Source organism: Salinisphaera sp. LB1, assembly GCF_003177035.1.
In the GTDB taxonomy this organism is placed as follows: Bacteria; Pseudomonadota; Gammaproteobacteria; order Nevskiales; family Salinisphaeraceae; genus Salinisphaera.
This window is the reverse complement of record NZ_CP029488.1, coordinates 404884-421194: the sequence shown is the minus strand read 5'-3', so window position 1 is coordinate 421194 and position 16311 is coordinate 404884. Positions and strand designations below refer to the sequence as shown.

General features: G+C 61.7%; 11 protein-coding genes and 1 riboswitch. Of the genes, 9 read left to right on the top strand and 2 right to left on the bottom strand.

The annotated features are described in order from the left end of the window. Positions 1 to 75: 75 nt before the first annotated feature. Positions 76 to 732, bottom strand: a complete 657-nt coding sequence (gene ribB, locus SALB1_RS01810) for a 3,4-dihydroxy-2-butanone-4-phosphate synthase (RefSeq protein WP_109992302.1) — start codon at positions 730 to 732, stop codon at positions 76 to 78. Between the two features lie 85 nt (positions 733 to 817). Next, a riboswitch (FMN riboswitch) is annotated at positions 818 to 968 on the bottom strand. Positions 969 to 1917: 949 nt separating this feature from the next. Here ribB and tkt point away from each other — a divergent pair. The 6 genes from tkt (at position 1918) to SALB1_RS01780 (ending at position 9542) form a co-directional block, all read left to right on the top strand. Beyond that, the gene (gene tkt, locus SALB1_RS01805) at positions 1918 to 3918 is read left to right on the top strand and encodes a transketolase (protein WP_109992301.1); all 2001 of its coding nucleotides are present in this window, start codon (positions 1918 to 1920) and stop codon (positions 3916 to 3918) included. Between the two features lie 45 nt (positions 3919 to 3963). Further along, positions 3964 to 4974, top strand: coding sequence for a type I glyceraldehyde-3-phosphate dehydrogenase (gap, locus tag SALB1_RS01800; protein ID WP_109992300.1), 1011 nt, complete (start codon positions 3964 to 3966; stop codon positions 4972 to 4974). 329 nt (positions 4975 to 5303) lie between these two features. Further along, complete coding sequence (locus SALB1_RS01795; protein ID WP_109992299.1) at positions 5304 to 6482, top strand: phosphoglycerate kinase; 1179 nt, start codon at positions 5304 to 5306, stop codon at positions 6480 to 6482. Positions 6483 to 6491: 9 nt separating this feature from the next. Next, the gene (locus SALB1_RS01790) at positions 6492 to 7340 is read left to right on the top strand and encodes a MoxR family ATPase (RefSeq protein WP_109992298.1); all 849 of its coding nucleotides are present in this window, start codon (positions 6492 to 6494) and stop codon (positions 7338 to 7340) included. Between the two features lie 20 nt (positions 7341 to 7360). After that, positions 7361 to 8545 (top strand): VWA domain-containing protein, encoded by a 1185-nt coding sequence (locus SALB1_RS01785; RefSeq protein WP_109992297.1) that lies wholly within the window; start codon positions 7361 to 7363, stop codon positions 8543 to 8545. A 289-nt stretch (positions 8546 to 8834) separates the two neighbouring features. Then, the gene (locus SALB1_RS01780) at positions 8835 to 9542 is read left to right on the top strand and encodes a vancomycin high temperature exclusion protein (protein WP_109992296.1); all 708 of its coding nucleotides are present in this window, start codon (positions 8835 to 8837) and stop codon (positions 9540 to 9542) included. An 8-nt stretch (positions 9543 to 9550) separates the two neighbouring features. Here SALB1_RS01780 and SALB1_RS18930 read toward each other — a convergent pair whose 3' ends face one another. Further along, complete coding sequence (locus tag SALB1_RS18930) at positions 9551 to 10198, bottom strand: TetR family transcriptional regulator (protein WP_158590584.1); 648 nt, start codon at positions 10196 to 10198, stop codon at positions 9551 to 9553. Positions 10199 to 10312: 114 nt separating this feature from the next. Here SALB1_RS18930 and SALB1_RS01770 point away from each other — a divergent pair, with 114 nt between their 5' ends. The 3 genes from SALB1_RS01770 to SALB1_RS01760 are packed head-to-tail and all read left to right on the top strand — an operon-like array spanning position 10313 to position 16295. Continuing rightward, positions 10313 to 11539 (top strand): efflux RND transporter periplasmic adaptor subunit, encoded by a 1227-nt coding sequence (locus SALB1_RS01770; protein WP_158590583.1) that lies wholly within the window; start codon positions 10313 to 10315, stop codon positions 11537 to 11539. A 6-nt stretch (positions 11540 to 11545) separates the two neighbouring features. Continuing rightward, positions 11546 to 14767, top strand: a complete 3222-nt coding sequence (locus SALB1_RS01765; protein ID WP_370453239.1) for an efflux RND transporter permease subunit — start codon at positions 11546 to 11548, stop codon at positions 14765 to 14767. Continuing rightward, positions 14760 to 16295, top strand: a complete 1536-nt coding sequence (locus SALB1_RS01760) for an efflux transporter outer membrane subunit (protein WP_109992293.1) — start codon at positions 14760 to 14762, stop codon at positions 16293 to 16295. Before SALB1_RS01765 ends, SALB1_RS01760 begins: the two co-directional genes overlap by 8 nt. Positions 16296 to 16311: the final 16 nt, after the last annotated feature.

Below are 16311 nucleotides of genomic sequence, written 5' to 3'. Positions count from 1 at the left end.
CCCGGATCGCGTCATCCGCGGTCGCGCCGTCGTCGGCCGCGGATGCGCGACATGGTGTTCAGATCGGCGGCAGGATCAGGCGCATTCGCTGCTCCGCGCCAGCCGGGTCTCGCGGTAGCGTGCGATCTCGTCGATGGTCAGGACCGGCATATCGTGGCGTCCGGCATAGCGTTCGATCTCGGCGTTTCCGGCCATGGTGCCGTCATCGTTCATCAGCTCGCAGAGCACGGCGGCGGGACGCATGCCGGCGAGAATCGCGAGATCCAGCGACCCCTCGGTATGCCCGCGACGCGCCAGCACACCTTCATCCACCGCCCGCAGTGGAAAGACGTGGCCGGGGCTGACGATGGCGCCGTGATCGCCGTCGAGTGCTTCCAGCGAGGCGGCGATCGTGCGCACGCGGTCGGCGGCCGACACACCGGTCGTCACGCCGCTGGCCGCTTCTATGCTCACGGTAAAGCCGGTGCGGTTTTTCGACTGGTTGTTGTTGACCATCTGGGGCAGGCCGAGCGCATCGATTTCGGCGCCGGGAAAACACAGGCAGACGATGCCGGAGCCGTCGCGGATCATCTTGACCATGGTGTCGACCGACAGATTCTCGGCCGCGGCCACGATGTCGGCCTCGTTCTCGCGATCGCTGTCGTCGAGCAGAAGAACAGGGCGTCCGGCGCGATAGGCCTCGATGGCGGTGGCCAGCCGCGGGAAGCCGTGGAATTCGTTGGATGCTGACATGAAACGTCCTCTTGTCATGGAGTCAACGTTTCAGGGCTAGGCGAGAAGGCTCACGCCGACGCACCGATTGCGCCGGACTGCCGCCACGCGTCTTCTTTCATCCGGACTGTGACCGTCGGCTCTGGATTCTGACCAGATCTGCTGACCTTCCAACGGGAGTCGGAAGCGCTCGTGGGCTCGACTGCCTGTGCAGCCCTACCACCGGTGGGGAATTGCACCCCGCCCTGAAGACAACTGCAGCATAGCCGATCGCGCGGGCGGCGAACAGGGTGTGTCTCGTTCGTCCGGGCCAACCGTTAGCATCGCAAAGCCACGGCAGGCACCGGGGCCTTCAGTGGGGCGGCGGGTTCCTGGATGTCGGCATGTCTTTTTTCCATGATATTTCTTCCTGTGTTGGCTCGGGCGTGCGGGCATCCAGGGGCCGAATCGAAGCCCGGCCGTTCGGACGCTTTTTTGTCTGCGGAAAGTGGGGGACGCTGCAGACGCAACAAGCAACTACGCGAATTCCGGAAAAAGATGCTTATCTAAAGAGGGTGTAGACAAATTAACTGCCGGTGATAAACGCAATACCAGACAGTTGCGTAAGTCGGATCAGGGCTTGCACCGTAATCCGACAGCCGAGCCTCGGAACTCGCCGATTGAGCGTCGGATTACGCGCTGCGCGCTAATCCGACCTACCGTCAAGGCATTGTTTTTAAATTCGGTAGGCGGAATAGGGGCTTGTCTACACCCTCAAAGAAATGGCCGAAAAATTCCTTGAATTGGCACACAGGAAGGGTTTGGCGGGCAGTTGACGGCGTTTGGTTATAAATAAAAACTAAATCCAGGGCGTGTCGAATAGGCTGCCCCTTGATCTGGCGCAGTGCTCAGTCAACGAGTTGACGACGCGATTGCTTGCGCACCCGAAGCAGCAGTGTCTTGATATGCCTTCGTTTTGCGCTCATTCGCGCGCATGGGGGCAAAATGCTTTTGCTTATTCGGCCGGCTGCGTGTCGTACACAACCCAGGACCTGGTTGCGCAGACCGGCTTGAATGGCGGGATCGTGCCGCCTTCGAACGGGCGGGCTTTCGATAAGGCCGCGCACCTTGCCCACGACTCTGTGCGCCCATTGTCAATGTTGCCGATTCGGTCGTCTTTAATGGACAATGACCAACCTTTGTCAAGCCGTACTCGGGATGGTTGCAATGCCCTCACGACGAGATCTCGCCAACGCGATTCGTATTCTGGCCATGGACGCCGTCCAGAAAGCCAACATCGGACACCCCGGTATGCCGATGGGCATGGCCGACATCGCGGAAGTGCTGTTCAACGATCATCTGAAGTTCAATCCGACCAATCCGGACTGGGCTGATCGCGACCGTTTCCTGCTGTCCAACGGCCACGGCTCGATGCTGCAGTACGCCGCGCTGCATCTGACCGGCTACGATATGTCGCTCGACGACATCAAGAACTTCCGCCAACTGCATTCCCGGACGCCGGGCCATCCCGAGAACACCGAAACGCCGGGTGTGGAGACCACCACCGGCCCGTTGGGCCAGGGGCTGGCCAACGCGGTCGGCATGGCGCTGGGCGAAGCGGTGCTGGCGTCCCAATTCAACACCGCCGAGCACCGGGTGATCGATCACCGCACCTACTGCTTTGCCGGTGACGGCTGCCTGATGGAGGGCATCTCGCACGAGGCCTGTTCGCTGGCCGGTACGCTGGGCCTCGGCAAGTTGATTGTATTCTATGACGACAACGGCATTTCCATCGACGGTGAGGTCAAGGGCTGGTTCACCGACGACACGCCGGCCCGCTTCGAAGCCTATGGTTGGCAGGTGGTGCGCAACGTCGACGGCCACGACGCCGGTGAAATCAACACCGCGATCGAGACCGCCAAGAAGGAAACTGCCAAGCCCACGCTGATCTGCTGCAAGACCGTGATCGGTTACGGCGCCCCGACGATGAAGGGCACGGCCAAGGTTCACGGCGCACCGCTGGGCGACGACGAAGTCGCCGCGACCCGCAAGGCGCTGGGCTGGGCCGACGAGACGCCGTTCCATGTGCCGGACAACATCTATGCCGCCTGGGATCATCGCGACGCCGGCGCCGCCGCCGAGAAATCCTGGAAGGATGTGCACGACGCCTACGTGAAGGCGAACCCGGAATTGGCCGCCGAGCTGGATCGTCGCCTGTCCGGCAAAATGCCCGCCGATTGGGAAGCAGGCATCACCAAGTTGATCGACGCGATGCAGTCGGATGGCAAGCGCACGGCGACCCGCAAATCCTCCAAGGCCGTGCTGGGCGCGGTATGGAATCTGTTGCCCGATCTGTTCGGCGGTTCGGCCGATCTGTCCGGCTCCAACGGCACCGATTTCGACGGTCACAAGGCCGTCACGGCCGCTGATTACAACGGCAATTATGTTTACTACGGTGTGCGCGAATTCGGCATGTCGGCGATCACCAACGGCCTGAGTCTGCACGGCGGCTTCGTGCCGTTCGGCGCGACCTTCCTGACGTTCTCCGACTACGCGCGCAACGCGGTGCGCATGGCCGCGCTGATGAAGTCGCGCAATGTCTTTGTCTACACCCACGACTCCATCGGTCTGGGCGAGGACGGCCCGACGCATCAGCCGGTCGAGCATCTGGCCTCGTTGCGCCTGATCCCGAATCTGCACGTCTGGCGCCCCGGTGACGACGTCGAGGTGGCCGTCGCCTGGAAGATCGCTATCGAGCGCGAGGCTGGCCCCTGTGCACTGGCGTTATCGCGCCAGGATGTCGATCATCAGGATCGTGATGCCGATACGGTCGCCGCCATCGCCCGGGGCGGCTACGTGCTGCGCGATACCGACGGCGCCCCGGATGCTATCGTCATGGCCACCGGCTCCGAGCTGGAGCTGGCCGTGGCCGCGGCCGACAAGCTGGCTGGCGAGATCGCGGTTCGGGTTGTCTCCATGCCCTGCGTGGATCTGTTTCGCGAACAGCCGGCGGCATATCGTGATAGCGTTCTCGATCCTGCGGTCACGGCCCGCGTGGCGGTCGAAGCCGGCGTCTCCGATGGCTGGATCGGCTATGTCGGCCCGACTGGCCAGGTGGTGGGTGTCGACCAGTTCGGTCTTTCGGCACCGGGGCCTGAGGTCTACAAGGAACTCGGCGTGACCGTCGAAGGCGTTGTCGAAGCGCTTCGGAATCAGGTCAAGGCCTGATTTTGAGCGCACTCTAAAGTTCAATTCCAAGTTCGAGGAGCGAACATGGCAGTCAAGATTGGTATCAACGGCTACGGTCGCATCGGCCGCAACGTGCTGCGTGCCCTGTATGAGAGCAAGCGCACCGGCGAGATCGAGATTGTGGCGATCAACGACCTCGGCGACGCCAAGATGAACGCGCACCTGACCCAGTACGACACCGCCCACGGGACGTTCCCGGGCGAAGTCAAGGCCGAGGGTGAGGATCTGGTCGTCAATGGCGACCGGATCAAGGTGCTGTCCGAGCGCGATCCGGCCCAGTTGCCCTGGGGCGATCTGGGCGTGGACGTGGTGCTGGAGTGCACCGGTCTGTTCGCCAGCAAGGACAAGGCCAGCGCGCACCTGAAGGGCGGCGCCAAGAAAGTGCTTATTTCCGCACCCGCTGGTAGCGACCTCAAGACCATCGTCTACGGCGTCAACCACGAGACGCTGACCCCGGATGACAAGGTCGTCTCCAACGCCTCCTGCACGACCAACTGCCTGGCGCCGCTGGTCAAGCCCCTGCACGAAGCCTTCGGCATCGAGTTCGGGTTGATGAACACCATCCACTCGTACACCAACGACCAGGTGCTGTCGGACGTCTATCACAAGGACATCCGCCGGGCGCGCAGTGCGACCCAGAACATGATCCCGACCAAGACCGGCGCGGCCGCCGCGGTCGGCCTGGTGCTGCCGGATCTCAACGGCAAGCTGGATGGCTTCGCCGTGCGCGTGCCGACCATCAACGTCTCCTTCGTCGATCTGTCGGCCAACGTATCCAGGGATGTAACGGTCGAGGAGGTCAACAACGTGCTCAAGACCGCCGCCAACGGCGAGCTCAAGGGCGTGCTGGCCTACACCGAGGAAGAACTGGTCTCACAGGACTACAACCACACTTCGGTGTCGTCCACGGTCGATTCCAAGCTGACCAAGGTTGCCGGCTCGCGCCTGATCAAGGTCTGCTCCTGGTACGACAACGAATGGGGTTTTTCCAACCGCATGCTGGATACCGCGCTGGCCATGGCCAACGTCGGCTGATCGAAAGACGATCGTCAGCACTCGAAAAGACCGGACCAAGTCCGGTCTTTTTTTGGCAAAACGGTCCGCAAATAAACGCAAATAGAGTCGCTAAGCATGCCGCAGCGCATTGAACATACTATAGCGTGTTCGCTGAGTATCAACGCCCACGGCCTGTGTTCAATTCTTCATTTGCGTCCATTGGCGTTCATTTGCGGGCTGTGCTTTTGCGAACGCGATCGTGAAGTCGAACAAGGCGGCTTTGTATTCGAGCGTGGTGACCGTTAGATTCCTGACCCTGACGAGGTTGCCCGACGGCGCAACGCCCAATTTCTGAACGAGGACACTATATGACCATGCTCTCGATGGACGACGTCGATCTTGCCGGCAAGCGCGTGCTGATCCGCGAGGATCTGAACGTGCCGGTGAAAAACGGCCAGGTGACTTCCGCCGCGCGCCTGCGGGCCTCACTACCCACGATGAAAAAGGCCATGGCGGGCGGCGCCAAGGTCATGGTCATGGCCCATCTCGGTCGGCCGACCGAAGGCGAGCCGTCGGCAGAGGACAGCCTGGCGCCGGTCGCCAAATGGCTGTCCGAGGAACTCGGCCGCGACGTGCCACTGGTCAGCGACTGGCTGGACGGCGATGTCGAAGTCTCGGATGGCGAAATGGTGGTCTGCGAGAACGTGCGCTTCAATGTCGGCGAGAAAGCCAACGACGAAGCGCTGGCACGGAAAATGGCCGCCCTGTGCGACGTGTTCGTCATGGACGCCTTCGGCACCGCCCACCGCGCCCAGGCTTCGACCGAGGGCGTGGCGCGCTTCGCGCCGGTGGCCTGCGCCGGGCCGCTGCTCATGGCTGAGGTCGAGGCGCTCAGAGCCGCGATGAACGATCCGAAGCGCCCATTGGTGGTCATCGTCGGCGGCTCCAAGGTGTCGTCCAAGCTCGAGCTTTTGAAATCGCTGGCCACCCTGGCGGATCAGCTCATCGTCGGCGGCGGCATCGCCAATACATTCCTGGCGGCGGCCGGGCACGATGTCGGTGGCTCGCTCTATGAAGCCGATCTGGTCGATTCGGCGAAATCGATTCTCGCGGACATCCGTTCGCGCGGCGGCGATATCCCGTTGCCCGAGGACGTGGTCGTGGCCACCGAGTTCTCCGAATCTGCCGCGGCGGTGACGCGCGACATTGCCGATGTCGCCGACAACGAGATGATTCTCGACATCGGGCCCAAGGCGCGGGCGCAGATGGCGGCCATTCTCAAGAACGCCGGCACCATCGTCTGGAACGGTCCCGTCGGCGTGTTCGAGATCGATCAGTTCGGCGGCGGTACCGAGGCGCTGGCCCAGGCCATCGCCGAAAGCGACAGCTTCTCGATCGCCGGCGGTGGCGATACCCTGGCCGCCATCGAGAAATATGGCATCGGCGAGAAAGTGTCCTATATTTCGACCGGCGGCGGCGCCTTCCTGGAATTCCTCGAGGGCAAGACGCTGCCCGCGATCGCGGCGCTCGAAGCGCGCAGCAAGTAGGCAAGTGTGATGAGCCACCAGTTCGAGGGCACCGAACGCTACGTCGCGACCGACGATCTCAAGCTGGCCGTGAACGCGGCCGTGACGTTGACGCGGCCGCTGCTCATCAAGGGCGAACCCGGCACCGGCAAGACCATGCTCGCCGAAGAGGTCGCCGCCGGGCTGGGCAAACCGCTGTATCAGTGGCATATCAAGTCCACCACCAAGGCAGCGCAGGGGCTGTACGAATACGACGCGGTCTCGCGCTTGCGCGATTCGCAGCTCGGCGACGCAAAAGTGCACGATATTTCGAACTACATCGTGCCCGGCCCGTTGTGGGATTGCTTCACCGCCGACGAGCAGCCGGTACTGCTGATCGACGAGATCGACAAGGCCGATATCGAGTTCCCGAACGATCTGCTGCGTGAGCTGGATCGCATGGCCTTCGACGTTTACGAGACGCGTCAGACCATCGAAGCAAGGCACCGGCCGGTCATCATCATCACCTCCAACAACGAAAAGGAACTGCCGGACGCTTTCCTGCGCCGTTGCTTTTTCCACTTCATTTCGTTCCCGGACAAGGACACGATGAAGGCCATCGTCGACGTGCATTTCCCGGGCATCAAGGCGCGGCTGCTGTCGGATGCGCTGGATCTGTTCTTCGATATCCGCGACGTGCCCGGGATCAAGAAGAAACCGTCGACCTCGGAGCTGCTGGACTGGCTGAAGTTGCTGCTGGCCGAGGACATTCCCGCTGAAGCATTGCATGGCGACGCGGCCGAGGCGCTACCGCCCATGCACGGCGCGCTGCTCAAGAACGAACAGGATGTGCACCTGTTCGAGCGGCTTGCCTTCATGAGCCGGCGGGCCCGGCGCTAGGCAGGGCCTGAGCCGACCTCATGCTGGTCGAATTCTTCTATGAGTTGCGCGAAGCCGGGCTGAATCCCTCGGTGACCGAGTTCCTCACGTTGCTCGAGGCGCTCGATGCGCATGTTGCCGGCCTGAGCGTCACCCAGTTCTACTATCTGGCGCGGGCGTCGCTGATCAAGGACGAGACCCTGTTCGATCGTTTCGATCAGGCCTTCGCGCATTATTTCGAAGGCATCGCGGCGTTGCCGCTCGACCCGGAAACGGCTATTCCCCAGGAATGGCTGGACAAGCGTGGCGAACTGGAACTCAGCGAGGAACAAAAAGCCGAGATCGAAGCGCTGGGCGGCTGGGACACGCTCATGGAGACGCTCAAGCAGCGTCTGGAAGAGCAGGGCGAGCGCCACCAGGGCGGCAACAAGTGGATTGGCACGGCCGGGCGCTCGCCATTCGGCGCCTTCGGCTACAACCCGGAGGGTGTGCGCATCGGTCAGGATCGTTCCCGGCACCGTCGCGCGGTCAAGGTCTGGGACCGGCGCGCGTTCGCCGATCTGGACGGCGATCGCGAGATCGGCACCCGCAACATCAAGATGGCGCTGCGCCGGTTACGGCGCTTTGCGCGCGAAGGGGCGGCCGATGAGCTGGATCTGGACGCTACCATCCGGGGTACGGCGAACAATGCCGGGCATCTCGATCTGGTGATGCGGCCCGAGCGGCGCAATGCCGTCAAGCTGCTGGTGTTCTTCGATGTCGGCGGCTCGATGGATGATCATGTCGCCGTGTGTGAAAACCTGTTCTCGGCGGTGCGCGCCGAGTTCCAGCATCTTGAGTATTTCTACTTCCATAATTTTCCCTACGAAAGCTTGTGGCGCGACAACGCCCGTCGCCGTAGTGAACGTTTCGACACCCGTGACATCTGTCGGACCTTCGATGCCGAGTACAAGGCGATATTCGTCGGCGATGCGACCATGAGCCCGTATGAAATCGCCTATCCGGGCGGTTCCGTCGAGCACTGGAATGACGAACCCGGTGAAGTGTGGCTGCAGCGATTGCTCGAGGCGTTTCCACAGGCGGTGTGGCTCAATCCCGAGCCGCGCCGGCGCTGGGATCACACACCGTCCATACAGATGACGCGGGAATTGATGGCCGGGCGGATGTACGAGCTGACGCCGAACGGGCTGGACGAAGCCGTGGCGGCGTTGTCGCGCGCGCGTTGACAGCCTCTCGCGCTTGCCCGATTCTCGCGACAGATTCGTTGGCTGTGGAGCATGGCGTGTCCGTAAGCCGAGAAACGAGCCGGACGATGGCGCAGGGTCGGGTGTTGTGGGCCCCGGCCGGGCGGGCAATGCCCGGCGCGTACACGCCGGGCGAGCCGCTCGCGATCACGCATCGCGGCGGGCGTGACAGCCCCGTCGGCGCGGCTGCCGTCGCCCTGTCGCTTCGAGATGAGCCGTTGCCGTGAAGACACGCAACGGGCTTCGGTCAGCGGCAGATCGGATACCCGCTTTGGCCGGCGGCGCCCTGTGGCGTCGGCTTGGGTCGGTTCTGCGCTGGACGGCGATGGCCGTCGGCAGCCTGTTGCTGCTGGGCGTTGCGGCCAATGCCTGGGTATTGGGGAGTACGCGGGATCGCATCTACGACGATGCGGCACGCCTGCCAGTCTACGATTTCGCCGTGGTGCTGGGCACTAGCCCTTACACCCATACGGGTAATCCCAACGCCCTGTTCAGCAACCGCATGAAAGCGGCGGCTCGGTTGTATCACGACGGGCATGTTCGGCATCTGCTGGTTTCCGGCGCCAATCCAAGCCGGGCCTACAACGAACCACGCAAGATGTATCAGTCCCTGCGCCGCCGCGGCGTGCCCGATTCGACGATCACCCTGGACTATGCCGGGTTTCGCACCCTGGACTCGATCGTGCGGGCCCGGCAAATATTCGGTTTGCGCGCCTTCGTGATCGTGTCGCAGCGATATCACGAGTATCGGGCGCTGTTTCTGGCCCAGCACGAGGGGATCGAGGCGGTCGGCTATACCTGGCCCGCGGAGGACCGGCGGCAGCCGTTGCGCACCGAGGCGCGCGAGTATTTCGCTCGGATCAAGGCCGTGCTCGATCTGTACGTACTGCATACGCGGCCGCGCTTCCTCGGGCCCGCGCGGCCAATCGATCTCGGCCCGTCCTCGGCAGGGGGCTATATCGCACGCGCTGCCCGATGAGCTTGCCGTCAGCTGGAGGGTTCAGGCCGGCTCCGGGTCGTCACGAACAGGCCGTCGAGCACGGCATCGACCTTGGCTTCCATGCTGTGTTCGATGGAATAAAGCCCGGGGTGGCGCAGGCTGCATTCATACAGGCCGACCATGAAGGCGATGAGAACGTCGGCGGCATCCTCGGCAGTGAGCGGCTCACGCAGGGCGCAGACCGTGGCGATCTCGCCGCACAGCGACACCAGTACCTCGCGGCTGTCCTCGAACATGACGCTCAGCAGATGGCCGGTGGCATGTCCTCGTTCTGTCATCTCGCAACGATGAAATACGATATGACAGACCCGCCGGTGCTGTTCATCATTGGCTAGACGTGATATCCCATGGAGCAGCATTTCGCGCATCAGCCGCATGGGTTCGTTGCCCGGGATGTGTTGTCCGAGGCACTGGCGCAGATCGCGCAACGGCATCGCGGTGCGTTGAACCATGGCTTCGAGCAGCGCCGTCTTGTCCGCGAAATGCCAATAAATGGCACCACGCGTGACATCGGCCCGGCGAGCGATGCGCTCGAGCGACGTCTGCGTGACGCCACGTTCGAGCATCTCGGTTTCAGCCGCATCCAGAATGCGTGCGCGCGTTTGGGCGGATTCCGTTTTTGTCTTGCGTGCCATGTGCCAGTCCATCCATGCCGCGTTTTTGGAATGCGACACCCTTCATCTTACATACATACACGGATGTATGTATCATGCGAACAATCAGGGAACCCCAGCTCAGGATCCGGCGGTATGCGTAATAATGACTACGACGCGCCCAAAGGCGCGTGGGCGCTGCGGGCGCTGATCATTCTGGTAAGCACGCTTGCGGTCACCGCATGCGGCAGCAGCAGCGGTGAAAGTCAGGCCCAGGGGCAGCAGCCGCCACCCACGCCGGTGCAGGCATTGACCGTCAAGCCGCATGCGGTGGACGTCTATGGTGAATATCCAGGGCGGGTGCAGGGCAAACAAACGGCCAAGGTCATCGGCCAGGTGACCGGCGTGTTGCAGGCCAAGCACTATCGCGAAGGGGCGGTCGTGCAAAAAGGCGACCCCTTGTTCACGATTGATCCCAAGCCGTACCAAGCGACTGTGAACCAGCGAAAGGCCCAGCTGGCCAGTGCCAAGGCCGCGCTGGCCAACGCCACCCGCGTATGGCACCGCACCCGCAAGCTGTATAAAGAGAACGCGGTGAGTCAGGCGACGCGCGACCAGGATCTGTCGACCTACCAGTCGGACAAGGCTGCAGTCCAGCAGGCCAAGGCCAATCTGCAGTCGGCCCGAATCAATCTCGATTACACCCATGTCGAGGCGCCCATCAGCGGCGTGACCAGCCTGCGCGATGTTGATCTGGGGTCGCTGGTGACCGCGAACCAGACCCAGTTGACCACCATCACCCAGATCAATCCGGTCTATGTTTTGTTCGCGCTACCGGAAAATGACGCCTTTGCCCGCCAGAAAGCACTGCACGCGAGAGGCAAGGACAGCAACAGCGCGTCGATGCGGCAGGCGACGATCATTCTGGGTAACGGCAAGGACTATTCACACAAGGGTGAGGTTGACTTTACCCAGAGCACGATTGATCCGCAGACGGGCACGGTGAGTATGCGTGCGACGGTGAAAAATCCGGACAACCGACTGATGCCCGGTCTGTACGTCAGGGTTCGGGTGCGAATCGCAACGCTTTCGAAGGGCATCGTGGTACCAGAAAAAGCTGTCTTCACCGGGCAGTCGCGCACCTATGTGTATGTGGTCGATAACGGCAAGGCCAAAAAACGATTCGTGAAGCTCGGGCCAAGCGTTGCCGATGGGAGGGTAATCAGCAAAGGTCTGTCCGGCGGCGATCAAGTGATCGTCTCTGGCCTCGGTGCAATCAAGCCGGGCGCGCCGGTCAAGGTCAAAACAAAGTCGAACGACAAAAGCGGTAAGGAGCAAGCGAGCGCTAACCCGGGTCAGACTGACATGCGCGAGGCGAGCTAGCCCATGATTTCCCGTTTTTTCATCGATCGGCCGATATTTGCCACCGTCATATCGATCATCATTGCGCTCGCGGGCATTATCAGTATCCGGGTGCTGCCAATCTCGCAGTATCCGGCGGTGGTGCCGCCGCAAGTCTCGGTACAGGCGAGTTATCCCGGCGCCAGCGCCGAGACGATTGCCAATACGGTAGCGGCACCGCTGGAACAGGCGATTAACGGCACGCCCGACATGATCTACCTGTCGTCGACCTCTTCGGACTCGGGACAGGCGAATATCACGGTCACGTTTGCGATCGGCAGCGACCCGGATCAGGACACGATTAACGTCAACAATCGCGTTCAGACCGCGACATCGCAGCTGCCGTCAACCGTTACTGCGACCGGGCTCAAGGTACGCAAGAAGTCCAGCAGCATTCTGCAGGTCGTGGTGCTGTACTCGCCGCATCAGACGTTTGATCCAACCTATATCGCCAACTACGGGCTGGTGAATGTCATCAGCGCGCTCAAACGTGTGAACGGCGTCGGGCAGGTGCAGCTGTTTTCGCAGCAGAATTACTCGATGCGCATCTGGCTCGATCCGGCCAAGATGGCGCGCTATAACCTCACCACAACCGATATCAAGAATGCGATCCGCGATCAGAATTCGCAGTTCGCAGCGGGCAAGTTTGGCGCTCGGCCTTACGGCGGCGCCGATATCGCGTTCACATTCAAGGCGTCGGCACAAGGGCGATTCAAGACCGTCAAGCAGTTCAAGAACATCATTCTGCGCGCGCAGTCCGGGGGCAAGGTGCTGCGCCTGAAGGATGTGGCGCGCGTGCAACTGGGTGCCGAGAGTTATGCCACCAGCCATAGCTTGAACAACAAGCCGGCGGTGCCGATGGCGATCTATCTTGAGCCCGGCGCAAACGCGCTGGCCACCGCGCAGCGCGTTCGCGCCCGGATGGCCCAGCTCGGGTCGAATATGCCCGAGGGTCTGACCTACAAGATTCCGTTCAACACCACGAAGTTCGTCCAGGCGTCGATCCACGAAGTCTTTTTCACCTTGCTGATCTCGATGATGCTGGTGATGGCGGTGATCTTCATCTTCCTGCAGAACGTGCGGGCGACGCTCATCCCCATGGCAGCCGTGCCGGTCGCCTTGCTGGGCACGGTCGGCGGCATTTATATCCTGGGATTCTCGATCAATCTGTTGACGCTGTTCGGCATGATTCTGGCCATCGGCATGGTGGTCGATGATGCGATCGTGGTGATCGAGAACTGCGAACGACACATGAGCGAGGAGGGGCTGCCAGCCCGGGATGCCGCAATTCAGGCCATGAAAGAGGTCACCGGGCCGGTGATTGCGGTGGTCTTAGCGTTGGACGCTGTTTTCGTGCCCGTGGGCTTTCTAGGGGGCCTCGCCGGGCGCATGTATACGCAGTTCGCGATCACGATCGCGATCTCGATTACGATTTCCGGCTTCGTCGCGCTGACGCTGACGCCGGCGCTGTGCGCGACGTTCCTGAAACCACGCCAGAGCAAGCCGCTATTGCCGTTTCGCTTGTTCAACCGGGGCTTTGCGGTACTGACCGACGCGTATCTCTGGGGCGTGAATTTTCTGCTCCGCTATGCGCTTGTCGGCGTGTTGCTGTTCTGCAGCGTGATCGGCGCGACCTGGGTGCTTTCGCAGCAGGTGCCATCCGGGCTGATACCGCAAGAGGACCAAGGCTATATTTTCGCCTTGTATACCTTGCCGCCGGCGTCGTCCCTGCAACGTACGGCCAAGGTCGGCCATGAGTTGACTGCAAAGCAGCTCAAGCAGATGCCGGGCGTTGCCAACGTCGTCGACGTGCCGGGCTTTGATTTCCTGGCCGGTGCAACGCGGACTTTCGCGGGTGTCGAGTTTCTGACGCTCAAGGATTGGGGCGATCGCAACGCCTCCTCGTTCCAGGATGTCAAGAAGGTGTTTGGTATCGGTGCCGGGGTGACGTCGGCCAAGGTGCTGGCCTTCAATCCGCCGCCGATCCTCGGGCTGTCGACCACGGGCGGCTTTACCGGCTATCTGCAGAACGTCGCCGGGGGCAGTTACAAGGACATCAAGAAAGAGGCCGATAAACTGGTCGCAGCCGCCAACAAGAATCCCGCCCTCAACGGCGTGGCCACGACGCTGACAACCGATGTGCCACGTTATGATGTCAAACTGGACCGCGCGAAAGCCAAGTCCCTTGGCGTGCCGATCAGCAATGTTTTTGATACGTTGCAGGCCACTTTCGGGCAGTTGTTTGTCAATTATTTCAGCAAACTCGGCCGTAACTTCCAGGTCAACATTCAGTCCGACGCCCAGTACCGCATGAAGCCTGGAGATCTGGCCGGTGTGTACGTGCAGTCGACCACCACGCAAAAGATGATCCCGATCAGTTCTCTGGTCAGTTTTCACCGTACGACCTCGGCGGATATCGTGGAGCGTTATAACGTCTTCCCCGCCGCCAAGATTCGTGGCAACCCTGCCCCGGGCTATAGTTCGGGCCAGGCAAACGCGGCAATGAAGCAGGTGGCCAACAAGGTGCTGGGCCAGAATTATCGGTTCCAGTTTACGGGCACGGCTTACCAAGCCGAGAAAGTCGGCAGTTCGTCGCTTCTTGCGCTCGGTTTCGGTGTCGTCATGGTCTTTTTGATTCTGGCAGCACTGTATGAGCAGTGGACGCTGCCGCTCGCGGTGCTCACGGCGGTTCCGTTTGCCGCGCTGGGCGCTTTCGTCGCCGTATGGCTGCAGGGAATCAACAACAATATTTATTTCACGGTCGGCATGCTGGTGTTGATTGGGTTGGCCGCGAAAAACGCGATTCTCATCGTCGAGTTCGCGGTTATCGAGCATAACGGCGGACGAACGCCGGCCGATGCGGCGCGTGCAGCGGCGCGACTTCGCTTCCGGCCGATCATCATGACGTCATTGACCTTCATTCTGGCGAGTGTGCCGTTGATTACCGCCAGCGGCGCGTCCTCCAACAGCCGGATCGCGCTGGGAACCTGTGTTATCGGCGGCATGCTATCGGCCACGGCGTTTGCCATTCTGTTCGTGCCGCTGGCCTACGACCTGTTTCAGCGCGGTAGCGATCGTTTTTCGCGAAAGTCCGGACGGCCGACCTCCGAGACACGAACGCCCGCGGATCAGGAAAAGCAGTTGACCGAGGATGACCGTGCGCATCAGCTGACGGATCAGCGGGACGACGGAGACAACACTAATGCGTAACGCACTCGTCCTGATTGTCGTCATATTGTTGGCCGGGTGTACGGTCGGCCCCGACTACCACCGGCCGAACCTCGACCTGCCGAAGTCGGCCCTCGACTCGACGCTGTTGTCCAAGCACCAGCAGAAGTCGCTGGCTTACTGGTGGACCCGGTACAAGAACCCGACGCTTAACAAGCTGATCGACCAGGCCCTGGACTCGAATCTCAACATCGCACTCCAGGCGCAGAAAGTGCGCCAGGCGCGTGCAGCGCTCGGCTATCAGAATGCGCAGCTCTATCCGTCGATTTCAGGCCAGGCGAAGGGCATGCGCGAGCGCGTTGGCGATAGCGCGGCCAGCAGTAGCGGGGCCGGGTCCACGAGCAGCTCATCGGGGGGCGGCTCGCATGGCTTCAACTATTTTTCCGTAGCCGGCAGCCTGAGCTACGAACTGGATCTGTGGGGCGCGTTGCGCCGTTCCGACCAACAAGCGCGCGCGCAGCTGTTGTCCTCGGCCTATACCCAGGATTCGATTCGTCTGCAGACGGTTGCGGATGTGGTGACGAACTACATGTCGCTGCGCTCTTATCAACGCCAGATCCGGGTAACGAGGAAAACCATCAAAACCCGGGAGCAAGCGCTGTCGCTGGATAAGAAACGCTACCAGTACGGTGCGATCGACAAGCTTACGCTGCTGCAGACCCGGTCGTCGCTGCAATCGGCCCGCGCTCAATTGCCACCGCTCGAGCAGCAGGAGGCGAAGCTGCGGACATCGCTGGCGATTCTGACCGGCAAGACGCCGCGCCAGATCATGGCCGCGACCAAGCTGCCCAAAGGCAATTTCTCGGATATCACCCTGCCCAAGGGGCTGCCGGCCGTGTTGCCCTCCACGCTGGTCAACCGTCGGCCCGACGTGCGGGCGGCTGAAGCCAGCCTGATTGCCGCCAACGCCAACGTCGGCGTGGCCAAGGCCCGGTTCTTCCCGACCTTCAATCTGTCGGCGATGATCGGGACCCAGGCGTTCAAGGTGGACAACTTGTTCGAGCCCTACACCAAGGTCGAGCAGGCCGGCGGATCGATCACCGCCCCGATTCTCGATTTCGGCCGCATCAACGCGCAGTACCGTAGCGCCAAGGCACAGAAGGCGGAAGCGGAAATCCAGTATCGCCAGACCGTGCGCCAGGCGTTCCAGGACGTGCGCAATGCGCTGGACGAAGTCAAGTACACGCGCGAGCGGCTCAAGCAGGTTCGGCAGGAGGTCGATTCGTACCGCCAGACACTCAAACTGGCGAAGCTGCGGTACCACGTCGGGCGTACCAACTATTTCGATGTACTCAATGCACAGCGCAATCTGTTGTCAAGCCAGTTGAATCTGGCCCAGGCGATCGCGAGTCGGTTTACGGCTACTGCCGATCTGTACAAGGCGCTGGGCGGCGGCTGGACCGACGACAGCGATTCGCTGACGCCCGCGATGCAGCAGGTTGCCAATCACTATGCACCGGGCAAGGGCGGCAAGGATGGCGCAGATGCGGCGGCGAGCCAAAATCCCTGAAGCGATGGCGAGCCGA